10 protein-coding genes, 1 pseudogene and 1 other annotated feature are annotated in these 15,586 nt (G+C 69.5%); of the genes and pseudogenes, 6 read left to right on the forward strand and 5 right to left on the reverse strand.

What is annotated here, in order from left to right:
* The first annotated feature begins 1 nt into the window (after position 1).
* Positions 2–1,153: a glutathione S-transferase family protein gene (locus tag OVA32_RS03670; protein ID WP_267715296.1), complete on the forward strand. Its 1,152-nt coding sequence runs from the start codon at positions 2–4 to the stop codon at positions 1,151–1,153.
* Between the two features lie 137 nt (positions 1,154–1,290).
* Here OVA32_RS03670 and OVA32_RS03675 read toward each other — a convergent pair whose 3' ends face one another.
* The 5 genes and pseudogenes from OVA32_RS03675 to OVA32_RS03695 form a co-directional block, all read right to left on the reverse strand.
* Positions 1,291–3,306, reverse strand: coding sequence for an acetoacetate--CoA ligase (locus OVA32_RS03675; RefSeq protein WP_095354071.1), 2,016 nt, complete (start codon positions 3,304–3,306; stop codon positions 1,291–1,293).
* Between the two features lie 58 nt (positions 3,307–3,364).
* Complete coding sequence (locus tag OVA32_RS03680; protein ID WP_095354069.1) at positions 3,365–4,738, reverse strand: short-chain fatty acid transporter; 1,374 nt, start codon at positions 4,736–4,738, stop codon at positions 3,365–3,367.
* Between the two features lie 144 nt (positions 4,739–4,882).
* Positions 4,883–6,022, reverse strand: coding sequence for a helix-turn-helix domain-containing protein (locus tag OVA32_RS03685; RefSeq protein WP_041105294.1), 1,140 nt, complete (start codon positions 6,020–6,022; stop codon positions 4,883–4,885).
* A gap of 240 nt (positions 6,023–6,262) precedes the next feature.
* A pseudogene (locus OVA32_RS03690) lies at positions 6,263–7,528 on the reverse strand (IS3 family transposase).
* Positions 7,095–7,229, reverse strand: a sequence feature (AL1L pseudoknot). It overlaps the preceding pseudogene by 135 nt.
* Before the next feature lie 75 nt (positions 7,529–7,603).
* The gene (locus OVA32_RS03695; RefSeq protein ID WP_041104485.1) at positions 7,604–8,233 is read right to left on the reverse strand and encodes a GntR family transcriptional regulator; all 630 of its coding nucleotides are present in this window, start codon (positions 8,231–8,233) and stop codon (positions 7,604–7,606) included.
* 153 nt (positions 8,234–8,386) lie between these two features.
* Between OVA32_RS03695 and OVA32_RS03700 the strand changes: the two genes are divergently transcribed.
* The 5 genes from OVA32_RS03700 (at position 8,387) to OVA32_RS03720 (ending at position 15,569) form a co-directional block, all read left to right on the forward strand.
* Complete coding sequence (locus OVA32_RS03700) at positions 8,387–9,748, forward strand: MFS transporter (RefSeq protein WP_080772582.1); 1,362 nt, start codon at positions 8,387–8,389, stop codon at positions 9,746–9,748.
* Positions 9,749–9,797: 49 nt separating this feature from the next.
* Positions 9,798–11,042, forward strand: a complete 1,245-nt coding sequence (locus OVA32_RS03705; protein ID WP_052520079.1) for an alpha-hydroxy acid oxidase — start codon at positions 9,798–9,800, stop codon at positions 11,040–11,042.
* 230 nt (positions 11,043–11,272) lie between these two features.
* Positions 11,273–12,040: a LamB/YcsF family protein gene (locus OVA32_RS03710; protein ID WP_101967505.1), complete on the forward strand. Its 768-nt coding sequence runs from the start codon at positions 11,273–11,275 to the stop codon at positions 12,038–12,040.
* Positions 12,037–13,797: a carboxyltransferase domain-containing protein gene (locus OVA32_RS03715; RefSeq protein WP_101967506.1), complete on the forward strand. Its 1,761-nt coding sequence runs from the start codon at positions 12,037–12,039 to the stop codon at positions 13,795–13,797. Before OVA32_RS03710 ends, OVA32_RS03715 begins: the two co-directional genes overlap by 4 nt.
* A complete protein-coding gene (locus OVA32_RS03720; RefSeq protein ID WP_101967507.1) occupies positions 13,794–15,569 on the forward strand; it encodes an acetyl/propionyl/methylcrotonyl-CoA carboxylase subunit alpha in 1,776 nt (591 codons plus the stop codon). The genes OVA32_RS03715 and OVA32_RS03720 overlap by 4 nt, the downstream gene beginning before the upstream one ends.
* Positions 15,570–15,586 lie beyond the last annotated feature (17 nt).

The raw sequence follows: 15,586 nt of genomic DNA on the forward strand, positions 1-15,586 counted from the left end.
TATGGAGAACCAGCAGACCGGCCAGGCCGCGGACCGCGGCACCATCGACACGCGCGAGGGACTCACGGGCAACTACGTGCAGTCCGGGGCGGAGTTCACGCGGGACACGAACTACATCGCGGACCGGATCGTGGCGGACCCGGAGGCCGTGCGGGCCCTGCCCGTGGCCGAGCCGTCCACGGTCGGCCGCGTGGGCGGCGGGCTCACCGAGGGGGCCGAGGCGTGGCCCGTCGAGGCGGGCCGCTACCGGCTCGTGGCGGCGCGGGCGTGCCCGTGGGCGAACCGGACGATCATCGTGCGGCGCCTGCTCGGCCTGGAGGACGCGATCTCGCTGGGCACCCCGGGGCCGACCCACGACGAGCGCTCCTGGACCTTCGACCTCGACGAGGGCGGGAAGGACCCCGTGCTCGGCACCGAGCGGATCCAGGAGAACTACTTCACGCGGTTCCCCGACTACCCGCGGGGCATCACGGTGCCGGCGATCGTGGACGTGCCGACGGGCGGCGTCGTGACCAACGACTACCCGCAGATCACCCTCGACCTCTCGACGGAGTGGACCGCGTTCCACCGCGACGGCGCCCCGCAGCTGATCCCCGACGCCGGGCCGGAGCGGGACGAGATGTTCGAGGTGATCGAGCGCGTGTTCAACGAGGTGAACAACGGCGTGTACCGGTGTGGCTTCGCGGGCTCGCAGGAGGCGTACGACGCTGCGTACGAGCGGCTGTGGACCGCGATGGACTGGCTCGAGGAGCGCCTGACGACGCGCCGCTTCCTGATGGGGGAGCGGATCACCGAGGCCGACGTGCGGCTGTTCACCACGCTGGTGCGGTTCGACCCCGTGTACCACGGGCACTTCAAGTGCAACCGGAACAGGTTGACCGAGATGCCGGCGCTGTGGGGCTACGCGCGCGACCTGTTCCAGACCCCGGGCTTCGGCGACACGATCGACTTCGCGCAGATCAAGGAGCACTACTACGTGGTGCACGAGGACATCAACCCGACGGGCATCGTGTCCGCGGGCCCGGAGCTGGCGAGCTGGCTGAGCGAGCACGGGCGTGAGGCGTTCGGCGGGGACCCGTGGGGCGGCGGCACCGCACCCGGGCCCGTGCGCGAGGGCGAGCGCGTGGACCCGGAGCACACGCCGCTGCGGTGAGGTCGCTCGGCCCGGCCCGCAACGCGGGTTGAGTTATCGAGGGTGGCGCGGCTGAACACCCGCGATAACTCAACCCGCGTTGCCAGAACTCGATAATTCTGGCTGGGGGTGCGCGACGACGTCGGCGTCCCCGGAGTTCAGCGGCGGTAGGGGGACGTGTGGATGCCCTGTTCTCGCGCTACGTTCGAGGCCCACCCCAGATACCAGTCGAGCACGTCCACCGACTCGGCCGCCGCCCGGTTAACGGATTCTGGGGAACCACCCTGTACGACGCGTTTGATCGGCACTTCCATGAGTTTGCCCGTGCGAGTACGAGGGACGTCGGGGGCCAGGATCACCTCGTCCGGGACGTACCGTGGAGACAAATCTGTTCGAATCTTGCGAATAATCTCGGCTCTGAGCTCTTCATCCCCAGGTGCCCCCTCTCCCGGAACCACGAAGAGTGGCATGTAGTACCCGCCTTGGCCCAACTCAGCGCCGATGACCATGGAGGCGGCAACACCCGGCACAGAGTCGACGATCTGCGTAATATCAGAGGACCCCATCCGGATGCCACCGCGGTTGATCGTCGAGTCCGACCGTCCGTGGATGACGAATCCGCCGCCCGGGATCTTGGTCGCCCAATCGCCCTGCCGCCACATTCCCGGGATATCGGCGAAGTAGGCGTCATGCAGGCGGCTGCCGTCGTCATCGGCCCAGAATCGGACAGGCATCGAAGGCATTGGCTCCCGGACGACTAGTTCACCGAACTCGCCCTCGATGCTGTGTCCGTTCTCGTCCACGATATCGGCTGCGACGCCGAGATACGGGGCCATGAGCTCCCCCTGGTAAACCGGGCAAAAGGGATTCGACCCGATGATCCCGGTGCATACATCCGTTCCCCCTGAATCGGACCCGAGACGCATGTCAGGGTTGATATTGGCATACAGCCAGGCCCATGTGGAGTCAGGTAGTGGCGAGCCCGACGAGAACAAGAATCGGATCTCGGACAAATCTGCCTTGAGGAATTCAGTAGCCCCGGACCGCTCGAGTAGCGAAAAGAGAGCTGCGCCGGCTCCAAGAACGCTGACATGTTCCGATGCGCAAAGCCGGAGGGTTTGCGCCGCGTCCGGATAAGTGGGGGATCCGTCGTAGGTCACTACGGTCGCGCCGCGGGAGAGTGTGTTCACAGCGAGATTCCACATAACCCAGGTCGTGGCTGCAGGGAAGTACACGCGGTCGTCGGCGCCAATGTCGAATTGTAGTCCGTTGGCCTTCAGCATCTCCAAGGTGATGCCTCCGTGCGAGTGGACGATTCCCTTTGGGGCCCCCGTTGTTCCAGATGAATAGAGGATCCATAAATCGTGGGAAAAATCCACCCGTTCAAACGTTGGTTCTTTCTCATCCGCGACAATGTCATTCCACGATGTCGTGGGAATGGAGAGATGTTTCTTGAGGTCAGGGACGCCAGCGTGGCGGTCGACAAGCACGTGGTGCTCAACGGTGGGCAGAGACTCGAGCAGCTGTGGCAGGACGGGGATGGAATCACGATAGGAGCCGTTGTAGTGGTAGCCGTCGCCTGTGATGAGGACTCGTGGTTCGATCTGTGAGAAACGTTCCCTGATTCCAGGCACGCCGAAGTCAGGGTTAACGACAGACCACAACGCCCCAATGCTCGCTGTAGCGAGGAGGGCGATGATCGCCTCGGGGGAGTTTGGCAACACAGCGCAGACGCGGTCACCAGGGCGCACGCCGATCCTTCGTAGCCAGGCGGCAGCCGCGCCCACCTGGCCGCGGAGTTGGGCCCACGTCCAACTACGACGACGACCCGTCTCGTCTAGTCCCACCAGCGCCTCTTTCGCTGGGGAGCTGTCTGCGAAACGCAAGATGTTCTCCGCGTAATTCAATTTCGCGCCGGGAAACCACTCTGTGTCAGATATCGAGGATCCCGTCCGGACAGGTCCGGGGCCCCGATGTCCGACGACGTCGAAGTAGCTCCAAACGGACTCCCAGAAGTCGTCGAGATGGAGCACGCTCCAGGCGTGGAGGCTCACGTAGTCGTCCTGTTCAATGTTATGCATTCCAGTCGTCCATGCACGAAAACGGTGGAGTTCGGAATTGGCGGTCATCTCCGGCGTAGGAGTCCAAAGCCGGTGTCGGTTCGATGCGGTCATGGTGACTTCCTTCGTGGGTCGGAAATGTGGACGGGAGAAGGGGTAACACCCGGGCCCTTCACCAACCCAGCAGCGGGGCGATAGCGAAGATTGAGCCGCAGATGACAATCAGGACGAACATGGCCGTCATACAGAACCCCCAGATGTCCTTAAGCTGAAGGCCAGACAAGCCAAGAGCGGGGAGGACGAAGAACGGCTGCAGAAGGTTGGTCGTCATGTCACCAACGGAGACGGCATTAACGATCATCGCAGCGGAAATATCCATTCCAGCCGTGGCCTCGAGCATGACGGGCCCTTGCAGTTGCCATTGGCCGCCGGCCGATGGGACGAAGATGTTGAGCAGCATCGCGGAGATGTACGTGAGGACGGGCATCGTCTGCTCCGTCGCGATGGATGCGAACCAGCCCCCGATCGTCTGAATGAGGCCGGCTCCACCCATCATCCCGATGATTCCTGCATAGAAGGGAAATTGGAGGACGATCCCGGAGGCCGCGCCGATGCCATCCGTAATGCATTCTGCATAGCGTGTGGGGCTGCCGTGGAGCGCGATTCCAACGATCAGGAAGGCAAAGTTGATGATGTTGAGTTCGAGGTTGAAGCCGTTCTCTAGAAAGTAGAGCACGATGGCCGTCAGGCCGCCGCAGGCAATCAAATAAGCGAGAATGCGGCTGTGGTCCAATCTTTCTGCTATTGTTGTGGATGGGGTTTGCTCCTCTTTTGGGTCGTCGGGTGACGAGGATGTCGGAGTTGGGGTCGGATCCGAGCCCTTCGTCCGTCCCTGAGCTCCAAACGGCACTACCTCTCCTGGCCGAGGGGCCATAATCATGAAAGCGATGACCACGCCGATAAAGCCGAGAATGGCACACAGGATCATCGTCGGGCTGAATAGAGTCTGGGTTACGGGAATAAGGCCGATCTCATCTTCAAGAGAGTGGCCGGGCGTGTTCACCAGCAGTGGCGCGGTCAGCGTCAGAGAGATCGGCTGACTTGCGATCACAGCGGCATATGACCCTGCGATGAGCAGCCGGAAGTCCGCCGCGTCTAGACGTTTCGCGATGGCGATGGCGACCAGGGTGCCCCCTACAAATCCGAGACCCCAGCTGATGAACCCCATAACTGCTGAGACTGTCATGGTCAGGGCGAGTGCCGAACGCTGCGTGCCCGGGATTGCGGCGAGGCGGTCAAGCGCGCGATTGACGACAGGGGCTTTAGCTAGGGCATACCCGGTGACCAGGATCAGGACCATCTGCATGCCGAAGGCAAGGAAGCTCCAGAATCCCGAGTACCAGTATTGGGTCATCTTTGGGAAAGATTGATGCCCGAGGGTCATCCCCATGAGCAGGGTGAGGAGGGTCAGAATGAGTGCGAAGATGAACGCGCTCGGGAGATACCGTTCCACGAGTGCGTTCAGCCCGCGAGAGATGGTGCGCATGAGATGTCCTCTGGCCGACGATATCAGAATGTGATGGGCGTCACGTTGTGTGGAAGCATCTCAAAGCCGATCCCTGCCCTGCAATGGAAGTCCTACAGGATGTTGAAGCGGGTTTTGTGGGATTCACAAGTCCGAATCGGATCCTCAGTCGCCCTTCCTGCGTGCTGCCAACTCGATTGCCCAGGCAAGGGCTATCAGACCGTCCAGGTCCCGCATGTTGGTGCCCGTGAGTTCTTCTAGGCGCGCAGCCCGGTACCGCAACGTGTTCGGGTGGCAGTGCAGGGATTCCGCAGCCGTGGAGAAGTTGAAGTGGTGGGCCGCGAGGGTCCGGAACGAATCCAAGAGCGTCGACCGGCTCGCTTCAGGGGCTGCCCACAGACGGTGGAAGCGTTCCATGTAGTGCCGCGTCAAGGGGCATTCTGAACTAGCCGCGATCCGCCATGAAACGTCGCTCAACGTATGGGTTCCAGGGTGCCGTGCGGGTGATGTGTCGGCCACTGCCCTAGCGAGTGCTATTGAGTTGTGAAGCTCAGGCACGGGGGCGAGCTCGCCAAAGGATACGGACGCCCCCGGTGGAGCCGTGAAACGTCGCCCCACCACTCCTTCAACGCGTCCGTGCTGGACGACGCAGAGTCCTTGGCCGGGACCGATGAGTTTGCTAATTGATTCGCGAAGCTGGTGGTCCTGCCCGAGCTGACCGTCTTCACGCTTGGCGACGAACCCGCGGTACGTCAGCCGGAGGCTCAGCAGGCCTCGGGTAGAGGTTTCGTCCAGCGGGTTTGGCTTAGGCCCACGCTCGGCGAGGGCTCGGAAGAGGTCCACTTGGAAGCGATAATCGTCGGCTGCGACTTGGAGGGCGTGGTGCCGGTATTCGTTGACCAGGGAAGTGGTGTATGCATCGCTGACCATCCAAATCTTTCGGTACGCATCGAGTCGCTCTTCAGTGGTGGCGCGTTCCTCTTTCATCAGTCGGTCGAGGTGGTCCGCGATCCGTCCCATCGAGAAACGAAAGGAGGCCATCAGGTCCTCGACGGGGACCCCCGAGTCAAGCCGGGCACGGCTGATTTGGGCATAGTTCGTCATAGTGTCCGCGTCTGGCGGCGATCCGGCGAGAACACATTCCCGACTCATGCGCATGTTCTGGTCGAAGGACGACGCGAGCAGGGCATCGGTCACAGGCGCGTATGACGGATACTGCGCCCGGACTTCGTCGATGACCTCCTTGAGGGCCTCGTATGGGTCGTCGATCAGTCGGGTGAAGGCTCGTACGGCCGGGGTCGTCATGACTCCATCTTCCTCCGAAGAACATATGAAACACCCTGGGTTTCATCCCGGGGTTAGGTCACGACCGGTGCTGGGCCCCGGGCGCGAGCGTGGGCAGCTTCGAGTCCCGTTGGGCTCGGTAGCCGTCCCCCTTGTGGAGACGGGCCGTGTGCCCTCGGCGCCCCCAGCTCATCGTGGCTAGTTTCATGGCTACGCTCGATCTCCAGGTGTGAAGCGCCCTGGGTCTGATGTAGACTCCCGCTATTTGATTCCGACCAGCTGTTCGCGGTCGGCTTCGACAGCATAGAACGTGTCCTCGAACTCGGCGGGTGGGACGTCGCCGAGGTAGCCGTGGAGGCGTTGCGTGTTGTGCCAGTGCACCCACCCGAGGGTCGCGAGCTCGAGGTCCTCGACCGTTCGCCAGGGGCCTGGCCGTGCGGGTCCGCGGACGAGTTCGGCCTTGTAATAGCCGTTCACGGTCTCGGCCAGGGCGTTGTCATAGCTGTCCCCGACGGTCCCGATCGACGGTGTCGCTCCGATCTCGGCGAGGCGTTCGCCGTAGCGAATGGAGGTGAATTGAGACCCCGCGTCGCTGTGGCAGCGCAGGTCCTCGTGGCGAGCGCCGCGGGACCAGCGGGCCATCTCGATCGCGTCGAGGACCATCTCGGTGCGCATGTGTGACGCGCACCGCCACCCTACGATCATCCTGCTGAACGCGTCGACGATGAAGCAGACGTACGCGACGCCGGCCCACGTCGGCACGAACGTCAGGTCGGTGACCCAGAGCCGGTTCGGGGCAGGCGCGGTGAACTCCCGCTTCACGAGGTCCAGGTGCCGCGCCGACGCCGGGTCCGGCCGGGTGGTCTTGACCCTCTTCGACCGCCGCGCACCCTCGATGCCTGCAGCGCGCATCAGCCGGGCGGTCTGGTCTCGGCCGATCATGATCCCCGCCCAGCCGGCGGCTTTCCAGAGCTTGCGGATTCCATAGACGCGGTAGTTTCCTCTCCCAGAGCTCGACCAGCTGCGGGATCAGCTCCTCGTCCCGCACCGCGCGAGCCGAGGGGGCGCGGGTCTTGGCGGCGTAGTAGCTGCTCGGAGCCACCTGCAGCAGCCTGCAGATGAGCTCGACTCCGAGCCGGCGACCGTCGACCAGGTCATCCTTGTTCGCGTCGATGAACGCGACTACTTCCGGTAGTGGCGGTCGAGCTCCGCCCCGAAGAAAGACGCAGCACGCTTGAGGACCTCGTTGGCCCGCCGCAACTCCCGGACCTCTTGCTCCAGTTCACGCACCCGCCGCGCCTCAGCGCTGCTCACGCCAGAGGTGACGCCGTCGTCGATGTCGGCTTGCTTGACCCACATCCGCACGGACTCGACCCCGTATCCGAGCTGCGTCGCGACCCGCTGCACAGTCCCATGCTCGGTCCCCAGCTCGACACGCAGCGTCCGCACCATCCGGACCGCCGCGGCCTTCTCCTCCGGCGAATACCGACGCGTCGTCGGCTTCCCCGCTGTCTGCTCTTTCGGCATAACTCCATCCTCGTTTCCAAGGTCAGGAGTCTCCAACAAACCCAGGGCGCTTCACGTTGGCGTGCGGTGCGGGGGTCAGTCCCAGAGCCCCGGGCCGTCGGTCCACTGACGCAGGGTGACGCGGCGGATCGTGCGCAGGTGGGTGCGCATGGCCTCGCGGGCGGCCTCCGCGTCTCCGGACTCCACCGCTTCCACGATGCGCGCATGCTCATCGAGCTCGACGTCCGACTCCATGTGCGCGTTGAGACCGCCGAGGACGTGATGGGCCCGGGCCGTCTCATCGAAGCACCGCTCCAGCGACGTGGACAGGCGCCCGTTCCGTCCGAGCAGGGCGAGGGATCGGTGCAGGTCGGCCGCGTGTCGCATCCGCTCCAGGGGATCGGTGGCGACGCCCTGGTCCGCGAGGAGGGTGCGCAGACGGGCCACGCCCGCGGCATCCGCGTACCGCGCCGCCTCGGCCGTGGCGTGCGGCTCCAGGAGCATGCGCAGATCGAGCACCTCGGCGAGGTCCTGCGGCGTCATCGTGGCGACGAGATACCCCTTCTTCGGCAGCACGGTCACGAGGTGCTCGGCGGCGAGGACGTGGAGGGCCTCGCGGACAGGGGTCTTGGACGTCGCGAAGCGGGCGGCGAGCTGGGGCTCCACGAGCACCTCGCCGGGACCGATGGCCCCGGTCAGGATCAGGCCCCGCAGTTCGGAGAGCACCCGTTGACCGCGAGGGGTCCGGGCTGCACCCGGCGCTGAGGTGTCCGGTGCTGGGGCGCCCTGGGCCGGACCGTCGCGACCGTCGTCGCTCCGCCCACCTGTCCCGTCATGCATGTTGTGGACTGTATCACCGTGCTGATAGAAAGATATTTCATGGACACCACTCGATCCGCGGTGAGCCCCCGCACCCCGGAGCCTCCTGCCGACTCCCGCCCGGGCCATTCCCGCCGCATGACCCCTGGCGTGCGTCGCGCCCTGACGGCGGCCGTCACGGGCACGCTCATCGAGTGGTATGACTACGCCCTCTATGGGGCCGCCGCCGGCCTCGTCATCGGCCCGCTCTTCTTCGCCGGTGTCGGCTCGGGCGCATCGCTGGCCGCCTTCGCCACCTTCGCGGTCGGTTTCGTGGCGCGCCCGCTGGGCGGGGCACTCATCGGCCATCTCGGCGACCGCCATGGTCGCCGCCCGGCCATGCTGCTCACGATCCTCATGATGGGCGTGGCCACCGTCGGCATCGGCCTCCTGCCCACTGCGACGGCGGTCGGCGCCCTGGCACCCGTGCTGCTGGTCCTCCTGCGGCTGCTCCAGGGCATGGGGGCCGGCGCCGAGCTCGCGGGGGCCATGACGCTCGTGGCGGAGTTCGCGCCGCCGGCCCGCCGCGGCCTCTACACCTCCTTCGTGCTGGCCACACCGCCGGCGGGCATCGCCCTGGCCACCGCGGCGTTCCTGGGGGTGGCCTCCCTGGGCGACGAAGCACTCTTGGCAGGCGCCTGGCGCTGGCCGTTCCTCGCCTCGGCCGTGCTGTTCGTGCTCGCCTGGTTCATCCGCCGCAGGCTGGACGAGACACCGGAATACCGCGAGGCCCAGCGCCGCGCCGCCGAACGGGGCGAGCGGGAGAAGACCCCCGCCGTCGAGCTGGTCCGCACGCGGGGGCGGGCTCTCGTGGTGGGTTTCCTCTCCATCACGGGCCACAACGCACTGAACTACGCCATGGCCGTGTTCGCCCTCTCGTTCCTGACCTCCGCGTCGGTGGGCCTGACCAGGCCCGAGGCGCTCGGCGCCGTGACCCTCGGGTCCCTGGCCGGCGTCCTCGCCACCCCCGTCGGCGGCTGGGCGGCGGACCGCTTCGGCGCGGGCCGCGTGCTGGCGCTCGGCTCCCTCCTGGGGGCCGGGTACGTGTTCGTGCTGTTCGCAGGCATGGCCAGCGGTTCTGCTGTGACGGCGGGACTGGCCATCGCGGGTGGCTACGCGTTCGTCATCGCCCTGACCTCGGGCGCGCAGGGTTCCTTCCTGGCCGGCCTGTTCCCGCCCCGTCAGCGCTTCTCCGGCATCGGCATCGCCCGCGAGGCCAACGGCGCCGTCATCGCCGGATTCACCCCCATGGTCGCCGCGTGGCTTGTCGGGCAGGCCAGCGGTGCCTGGTGGCCGGCGGCGTGCTTCGTCGCGGCGTGCTGCCTGACGTCCGCCGCCGCCGTCGTCCTCTGGCTCCGCGCCCGCCCCGCCACGGAGCACTGAGCCGACGTCCGCCGTCGCCCCTCCGATCCACCGACACTGAAAGGACCCCATGTCCCGCCCCTCCCGCCTCACGCCGCTGACCCGCCGCCTGCCCGACGTCGCCGAGCTCGCCCCGCTGATGCGGTTCGCCCCGCCCGGGCTCGGACGCCAGGCCCGGCTCGCCCGGGCGGCCGACGTCGCGGACCTGCGCGCGATCGCCAAGCGTCGAACCCCGGCTGCCGCGTTCGACTACGTGGACGGCGCCGCCAAGCGCGAGATCACCGCGCGCCGCTCCCGCGAGGTCTTCGACTCTGTGGAGCTGCTGCCGCGGATCCTGCACGGCGTGGCCGCCCCGGACCTGTCGGTCGAGATCGCGGGAGCCCGGTCCGCGCTGCCGTTCGGGATCGCGCCCACCGGCTTCACACGCTTCATGCACGCCGAGGGGGAGGACGCGGGCGCCGCGGCCGCGGCCGCCGCGGGCATCCCGTTCAGCCTCTCCACGATGGGTACCCGCTCGATCGAGGAGACGGCGGCAGCGTCCGGCGACGGCGACCGGTGGTTCCAGCTCTACCTCTGGAGGGACCGCGACCGCGCCCGCGACCTCATCGAGCGCGCCGCCGCGTCGGGCTACGGCGCCCTGCTCGTCACCGTGGACACGCCCGTGGCCGGCCAGCGGCTGCGCGACGTCCGCAACGGCATGACCATCCCCCCGCGGCTGAGCGCCAAGACCGTCGTGGACGCCTCGTACCGTCCCGAGTGGTGGTGGAACTTCCTGACCACGGACCCGCTGACCTTCGCCTCGCTCTCGGACTCCGCCGGCGATCTGCCCAGCATCATCAACGGGATGTTCGACCCCACGCTGAGCCTGCGCGACCTCGAGTGGATCCGCTCGGTGTGGCCCGGCACGCTGATGGTCAAGGGCATCCTCACGCGGGAGGACACGAGGCGGGCGCTCGACGTCGGCGCGGACGGGCTGGTCGTGTCCAACCACGGCGGCCGGCAGCTGGATCGGGCGCCGGTCTCCCTGCAGGCGTTGCCCGCGGTGCGCGAGGAGGCCGGGGCGGACGTGCCGATCGTGCTCGACTCCGGCATCCTGACCGGCGAGGACATCGTGGCCGCCCTCGCCCTGGGCGCCGACTTCACGCTCATCGGCCGGGCGTACCTCTACGGGCTCATGGCCGGCGGCCAGGAGGGCGTGCGTCGCGTGATCGAGCTGCTCGCGGAGGAGGTCGAGGTCGCGATGTCCCTCATGGGCGCCGCGACGACGGCGGACCTCACCCCCGCCAGCGTCCGCGCGCCCTGGCTCGAGGGCTGAGCGCCCCATCGCACCGCCGCGCTGACGTTGCTCAGCCCGGCCCGGTCCGCAACGCCGGTTGAGTTATCGCGGGTCCCGGGCTGGGGCACCCGCGACAACTCAACCCGCGTTGGTGTGTGGTGCGGGTGAGCGCCAGCAGGACGCGCCGAGGATTGTTGAACAATCCCCCCTCATGCCTCAAGATTGTGTGACCGGCACCTCAGCCGGGCCCGATCCGAGAGGACTGCACTGTGTCTCACGCGCCGCAGATCGACCTGAACTCCGACGTCGGCGAGTCCTTCGGCTCGTGGACGATGGGGGACGACGCCGCCATCATGCCCTCCGTCTCCTCCGCCAACGTCGCGTGCGGCTTCCACGCGGGCGATCCCTCGGGGATCGCCCAGACCTGCCGTGACGCGGTCGCCGCCGGCGTCACGATCGGCGCGCACGTGGGCTACCGCGACCTCGCCGGATTCGGCCGCCGCTTCCTGGACTGCACGCCCACCGAGCTGGCCGATGACGTCCTCTACCAGATCGGCGCCCTCGACGCGCTCGCCCGCGCGGCCGGCGGCCGGGTCCGCTACGTGAAGCCGCACGGCGCCCTCTACAACACGATCGTCCGTCACGAGGCGCACGCCCAGGCCGTCGTCGACGGCGTCAAGGCGTTCGGCTCCGACCTCCCGCTGCTGCTCCTGCCCGGCTCCGTCGCCCTGGACAAGGCGGCCGCTGCGGGGCTGCGCGGCGTCGCCGAGGCCTTCGCGGACCGCGGCTACAACCCGGACGGCACGCTCGTCTCCCGCCGCGAGCCCGGTGCGGTCCTCCACGACGAGGACGACGTCGCCACCCGCATGGTGCGCCTGGCCACCGAGGGCGTCGTCGCGGCGGTGGACGGCACGGACGTGCGCGTCGACGCCGAGAGCATCTGCCTGCACGGCGACACACCCGGCGCCGTGGCCATGGCCGCGGCCGTGCGCCGCGCGCTCGAGGGCGCGGGCGTGGCCATCAAGGCCTTCGCATGAGCGCCCCACATCACCCCGCCGCCGAGCCGCCGGCCCGCCCGATCCGCTGGGTCGGCACCCAGGGCTTCCTCGTCGAGTGCGCCTCGCTCGAGGACGTCATGGCCGTCCACGCCCACCTCACGGCCCACCCGGAGCGCGGCCAGCGCCAGGTCATGGCCGCCGCCGCGACCGTCCTGGTGACCTTCACCTCGCAGGCCGCCGCCGAGCACGCCGCACCGCGGGTCAGCACTCTCACCCCCGACGCCGGTGAGCTGACGGGGGGCCGCGTCGTCGAGATCCCCGTGGTCTACGACGGTGAGGACCTCGCCGAGGTCGGCCGGCTCACCGGGCTCGGCGTCGACGGCGTCATCCGGGCCCATAGCGAGGCCGACTGGTTCGCCGCGTTCGGCGGCTTCGCGCCGGGGTTCATGTACTGCGCCTCCGAGGCGGCCCCGTTCGAGGCGCCCCGCCGCAGCTCGCCCCGCACGGCCGTCCCCGCGGGCGCCGTCGCCGTCGCCGGGGCCTTCTCTGCCGTCTACCCGCGCACCTCGCCCGGCGGCTGGCAGCTGCTGGGGCACACCACCGCGGCCCTGTGGGACCTCGGCCGCGAGCAGCCCGCCCTGCTGCAGCCCGGCGACCGTGTCCGCTACGTCCCCGTGCGCCCGACGGCGTCCGTCACCTCCGGCACGGACGCGGCGGTCGACGCCACCCCGCCCGCCGACGCCGCGGCCGGCCTCCCGTCCGTGGCCGGCCGCCGCGGCGTCACCGTCGTGGACCCGGGGCTCCTGACCCTGGTCCAGGACCTGGGCCGCCCGGGCCTGGGCGACCTCGGCGTCGTCGTGTCCGGCGCGGCCGATCGGGACGCGGCGCGCCAGGCGAACCGGCTCGTGGGCAACCGCTCACGCGAGGCGGTGCTGGAGACCGCCCTGGGCGGCCTCACCCTCACCGCGCACGGCCACCAGGTGATGGCCCTGGCCGGCGCCGAGGCCGGCGGGACGATCACCGCGGCCGACGGCGCCACGCGCCGGGTGCCCGCCCGCACGCCGTTCGTCGTGCTGGACGGCCAGACGCTGACGGTGGACGAGCCGGTCGGCGGCCTGCGCGTGTACGTGGGCCTCCGGGGCGGGATCGACGTGCCGCCCGTGCTCGGCAGCCGCTCGACCGACACCCTGTCCGGGCTCGGCCCCGCCCCGCTGACGGCGGGGGACCGCCTCGCCCGCCGCGTCGGCCCGGATGCGAGGGGCGCCGCCGGCGCCTCCGCCGCGAGCCCGACCGCCGCCGGCGCCCCCGCCTCGGCGGAGGCCGGCGTCGCGACGGTGGGGGACCCGGAGACCTCGCTGCGCCCCATGCCCGCGCCCGGCCAGGTGGCCGTGCTGCGCGTGGTCCCCGGCCCCCGCGACGACTGGTTCGGCGAGGCGGGCCTGGAGCGCCTGTTCACGCAGGACTGGGACGTGAGCCAGCAGACCGACCGGATCGGGGTGCGCCTCACGGCCCCCGACGACGGCGCGCCGCTCGAGCGCGTGCGGGAGGGCGAGCTGAAGTCCGAGGGCGCCGTGCGCGGCGCGCTGCAGGTGCCGCCCTCGGGTGAGCCCGTCCTGTTCCTCTCCGACCATCCGGTCACCGGCGGCTACCCGGTGATCGGCGTCGTGGCCCGCGCGGACCTCAGCCTGGCGGCCCAGCTGCCGCCGGGCGCCCGCGTCCGCTTCGTCCCCCATCCCCGCCCCGGCGCCGAGACCGTCGTCGACTCCGCATCGCCCTCCGAGGAGACCCCCGCATGACCACCACCCCCGCCGCCCGCCCCGTCACGCGGGTGCTCATCGCCAACCGCGGCGAGATCGCCGTGCGCGTGGCCCGCGCCGCCCGCGACCACGGCATCGCCTCGATCGCCGTCTACTCGGATCCGGACGCCGACGCCCTGCACGTGGCCGTCGCGGACGAGGCCTTCCACCTGCCGGGCGCGTCCTCGGCGGACACCTACCTGAAGATCGACGCGGTCCTCGACGTCGCCCGCCGCGCCGGCGCCGACGCCGTGCACCCGGGCTACGGCTTCCTCTCCGAGAACGCCGACTTCGCGCAGGCCGTGATCGACGCCGGGATGACCTGGATCGGCCCGTCGCCGGACGCCATCCGCGCCCTCGGCGACAAGATCACCGCCCGCTCCCTCGCCCAGCAGGCGGGCGCCCCGCTCGTGCCGGGTTCGGACGGCCCCGTGCCGGACGCCGCCGCCGCGCGCGCGTTCGCCGAGGAGCACGGCCTGCCGATCGCCATCAAGGCGGCCTTCGGCGGCGGCGGCCGCGGCATCCGCGTGGTGCGCGAGCTCGGCGACGTCGAGGACGCGTTCGAGGCGACCGTCCGCGAGGCCGTCGCCGCGTTCGGCCGCGGCGAGTGCTTCGTGGAGCGCTTCCTGGACCGCCCCCGCCACGTGGAGGCCCAGGTCCTCGCCGACGAGCACGGCCACGTGGCCGTGCTCGGCACCCGCGACTGCTCCCTGCAGCGCCGCAACCAGAAGCTCGTGGAGGAGGCCCCGGCGCCGTTCCTCACGGACGAGCAGCGCGAGCGCATCCACACCTCCGCCCGCGAGATCTGCCGCGCCGCCGGGTACACCGGGGCCGGCACGGTCGAGTACCTCGTGGCCCCGGACGGCCTCATCAGCTTCCTGGAGGTGAACACCCGCCTGCAGGTGGAGCATCCGGTCACCGAGGAGGTCTTCGGCGTGGACCTGGTGCGCGAGCAGTTCCGCGTCGCCGCCGGCGAGCCGCTGAGCATCCCCGAGGACCCGACGCCGCGCGGCCACGCCCTCGAGTTCCGCCTCAACGCTGAGGACCCGGCGTACGGCTTCCTGCCCGTGCCCGGCCCGATCGACGCGTTCGAGGCCCCCACCGGCCCCGGGGTCCGCATGGACTCGGGCGTCCGCACCGGCTCCGTGGTGCCGGGCGAGTACGACTCCCTGCTCGCCAAGCTCATCGTGTGGGGCGAGGACCGCGCCCAGGCCATCGCCCGCGCCCGCGACGCCCTGGCCGAGCTGCGCATCGACGGCGTGCCCACCGTGGTGCCGTTCCACCGCGCCGTGCTCGAGCAGGACGCCTTCACCTCGGGGGACCGCCTCGGCGTCTACACCACGTGGATCGAGTCCGAGTTCGCCGAGCCGCTGGCCGAGTCCCCCTACCTGGGCGCCGAGGTGCCTGCGGGCGGCCGGACTGCCGTCACCGTCGAGCTGGACGGCCGCGCCGTGCGACTGGGCCTGCCCGCCGATCTCTACGCGGCCCTCCTCGGAGGCGGCGGCGCGGGTGCCGCGGCCCCGGCCGGCGCTGCCGGCGCCGGGAAGCCCGACGACGACGGCACCGTGGCCTCGCCGGTCACCGGCACCCTGGCCTCGTGGAAGGTCGAGGACGGCGCCGAGGTGGCCGAGGGTGACACGGTCGCGATCGTCGAGGCGATGAAGATGGAGACGCCGATCCGTGCCCCGCGTGCGGGCCGGATCCAGCTCCTCGTGGCCGAGACCCCGGCCTCGGTGACGCGCGGCCAGGCGATCGCCCGGCTGGGGGCGTGAGGGTGCCGGCGCGCGGC

The sequence above is a fragment of the Micrococcus sp. SL257 genome, from assembly GCF_026625585.1.
Lineage (GTDB): Bacteria > Actinomycetota > Actinomycetes > Actinomycetales > Micrococcaceae > Micrococcus > Micrococcus luteus.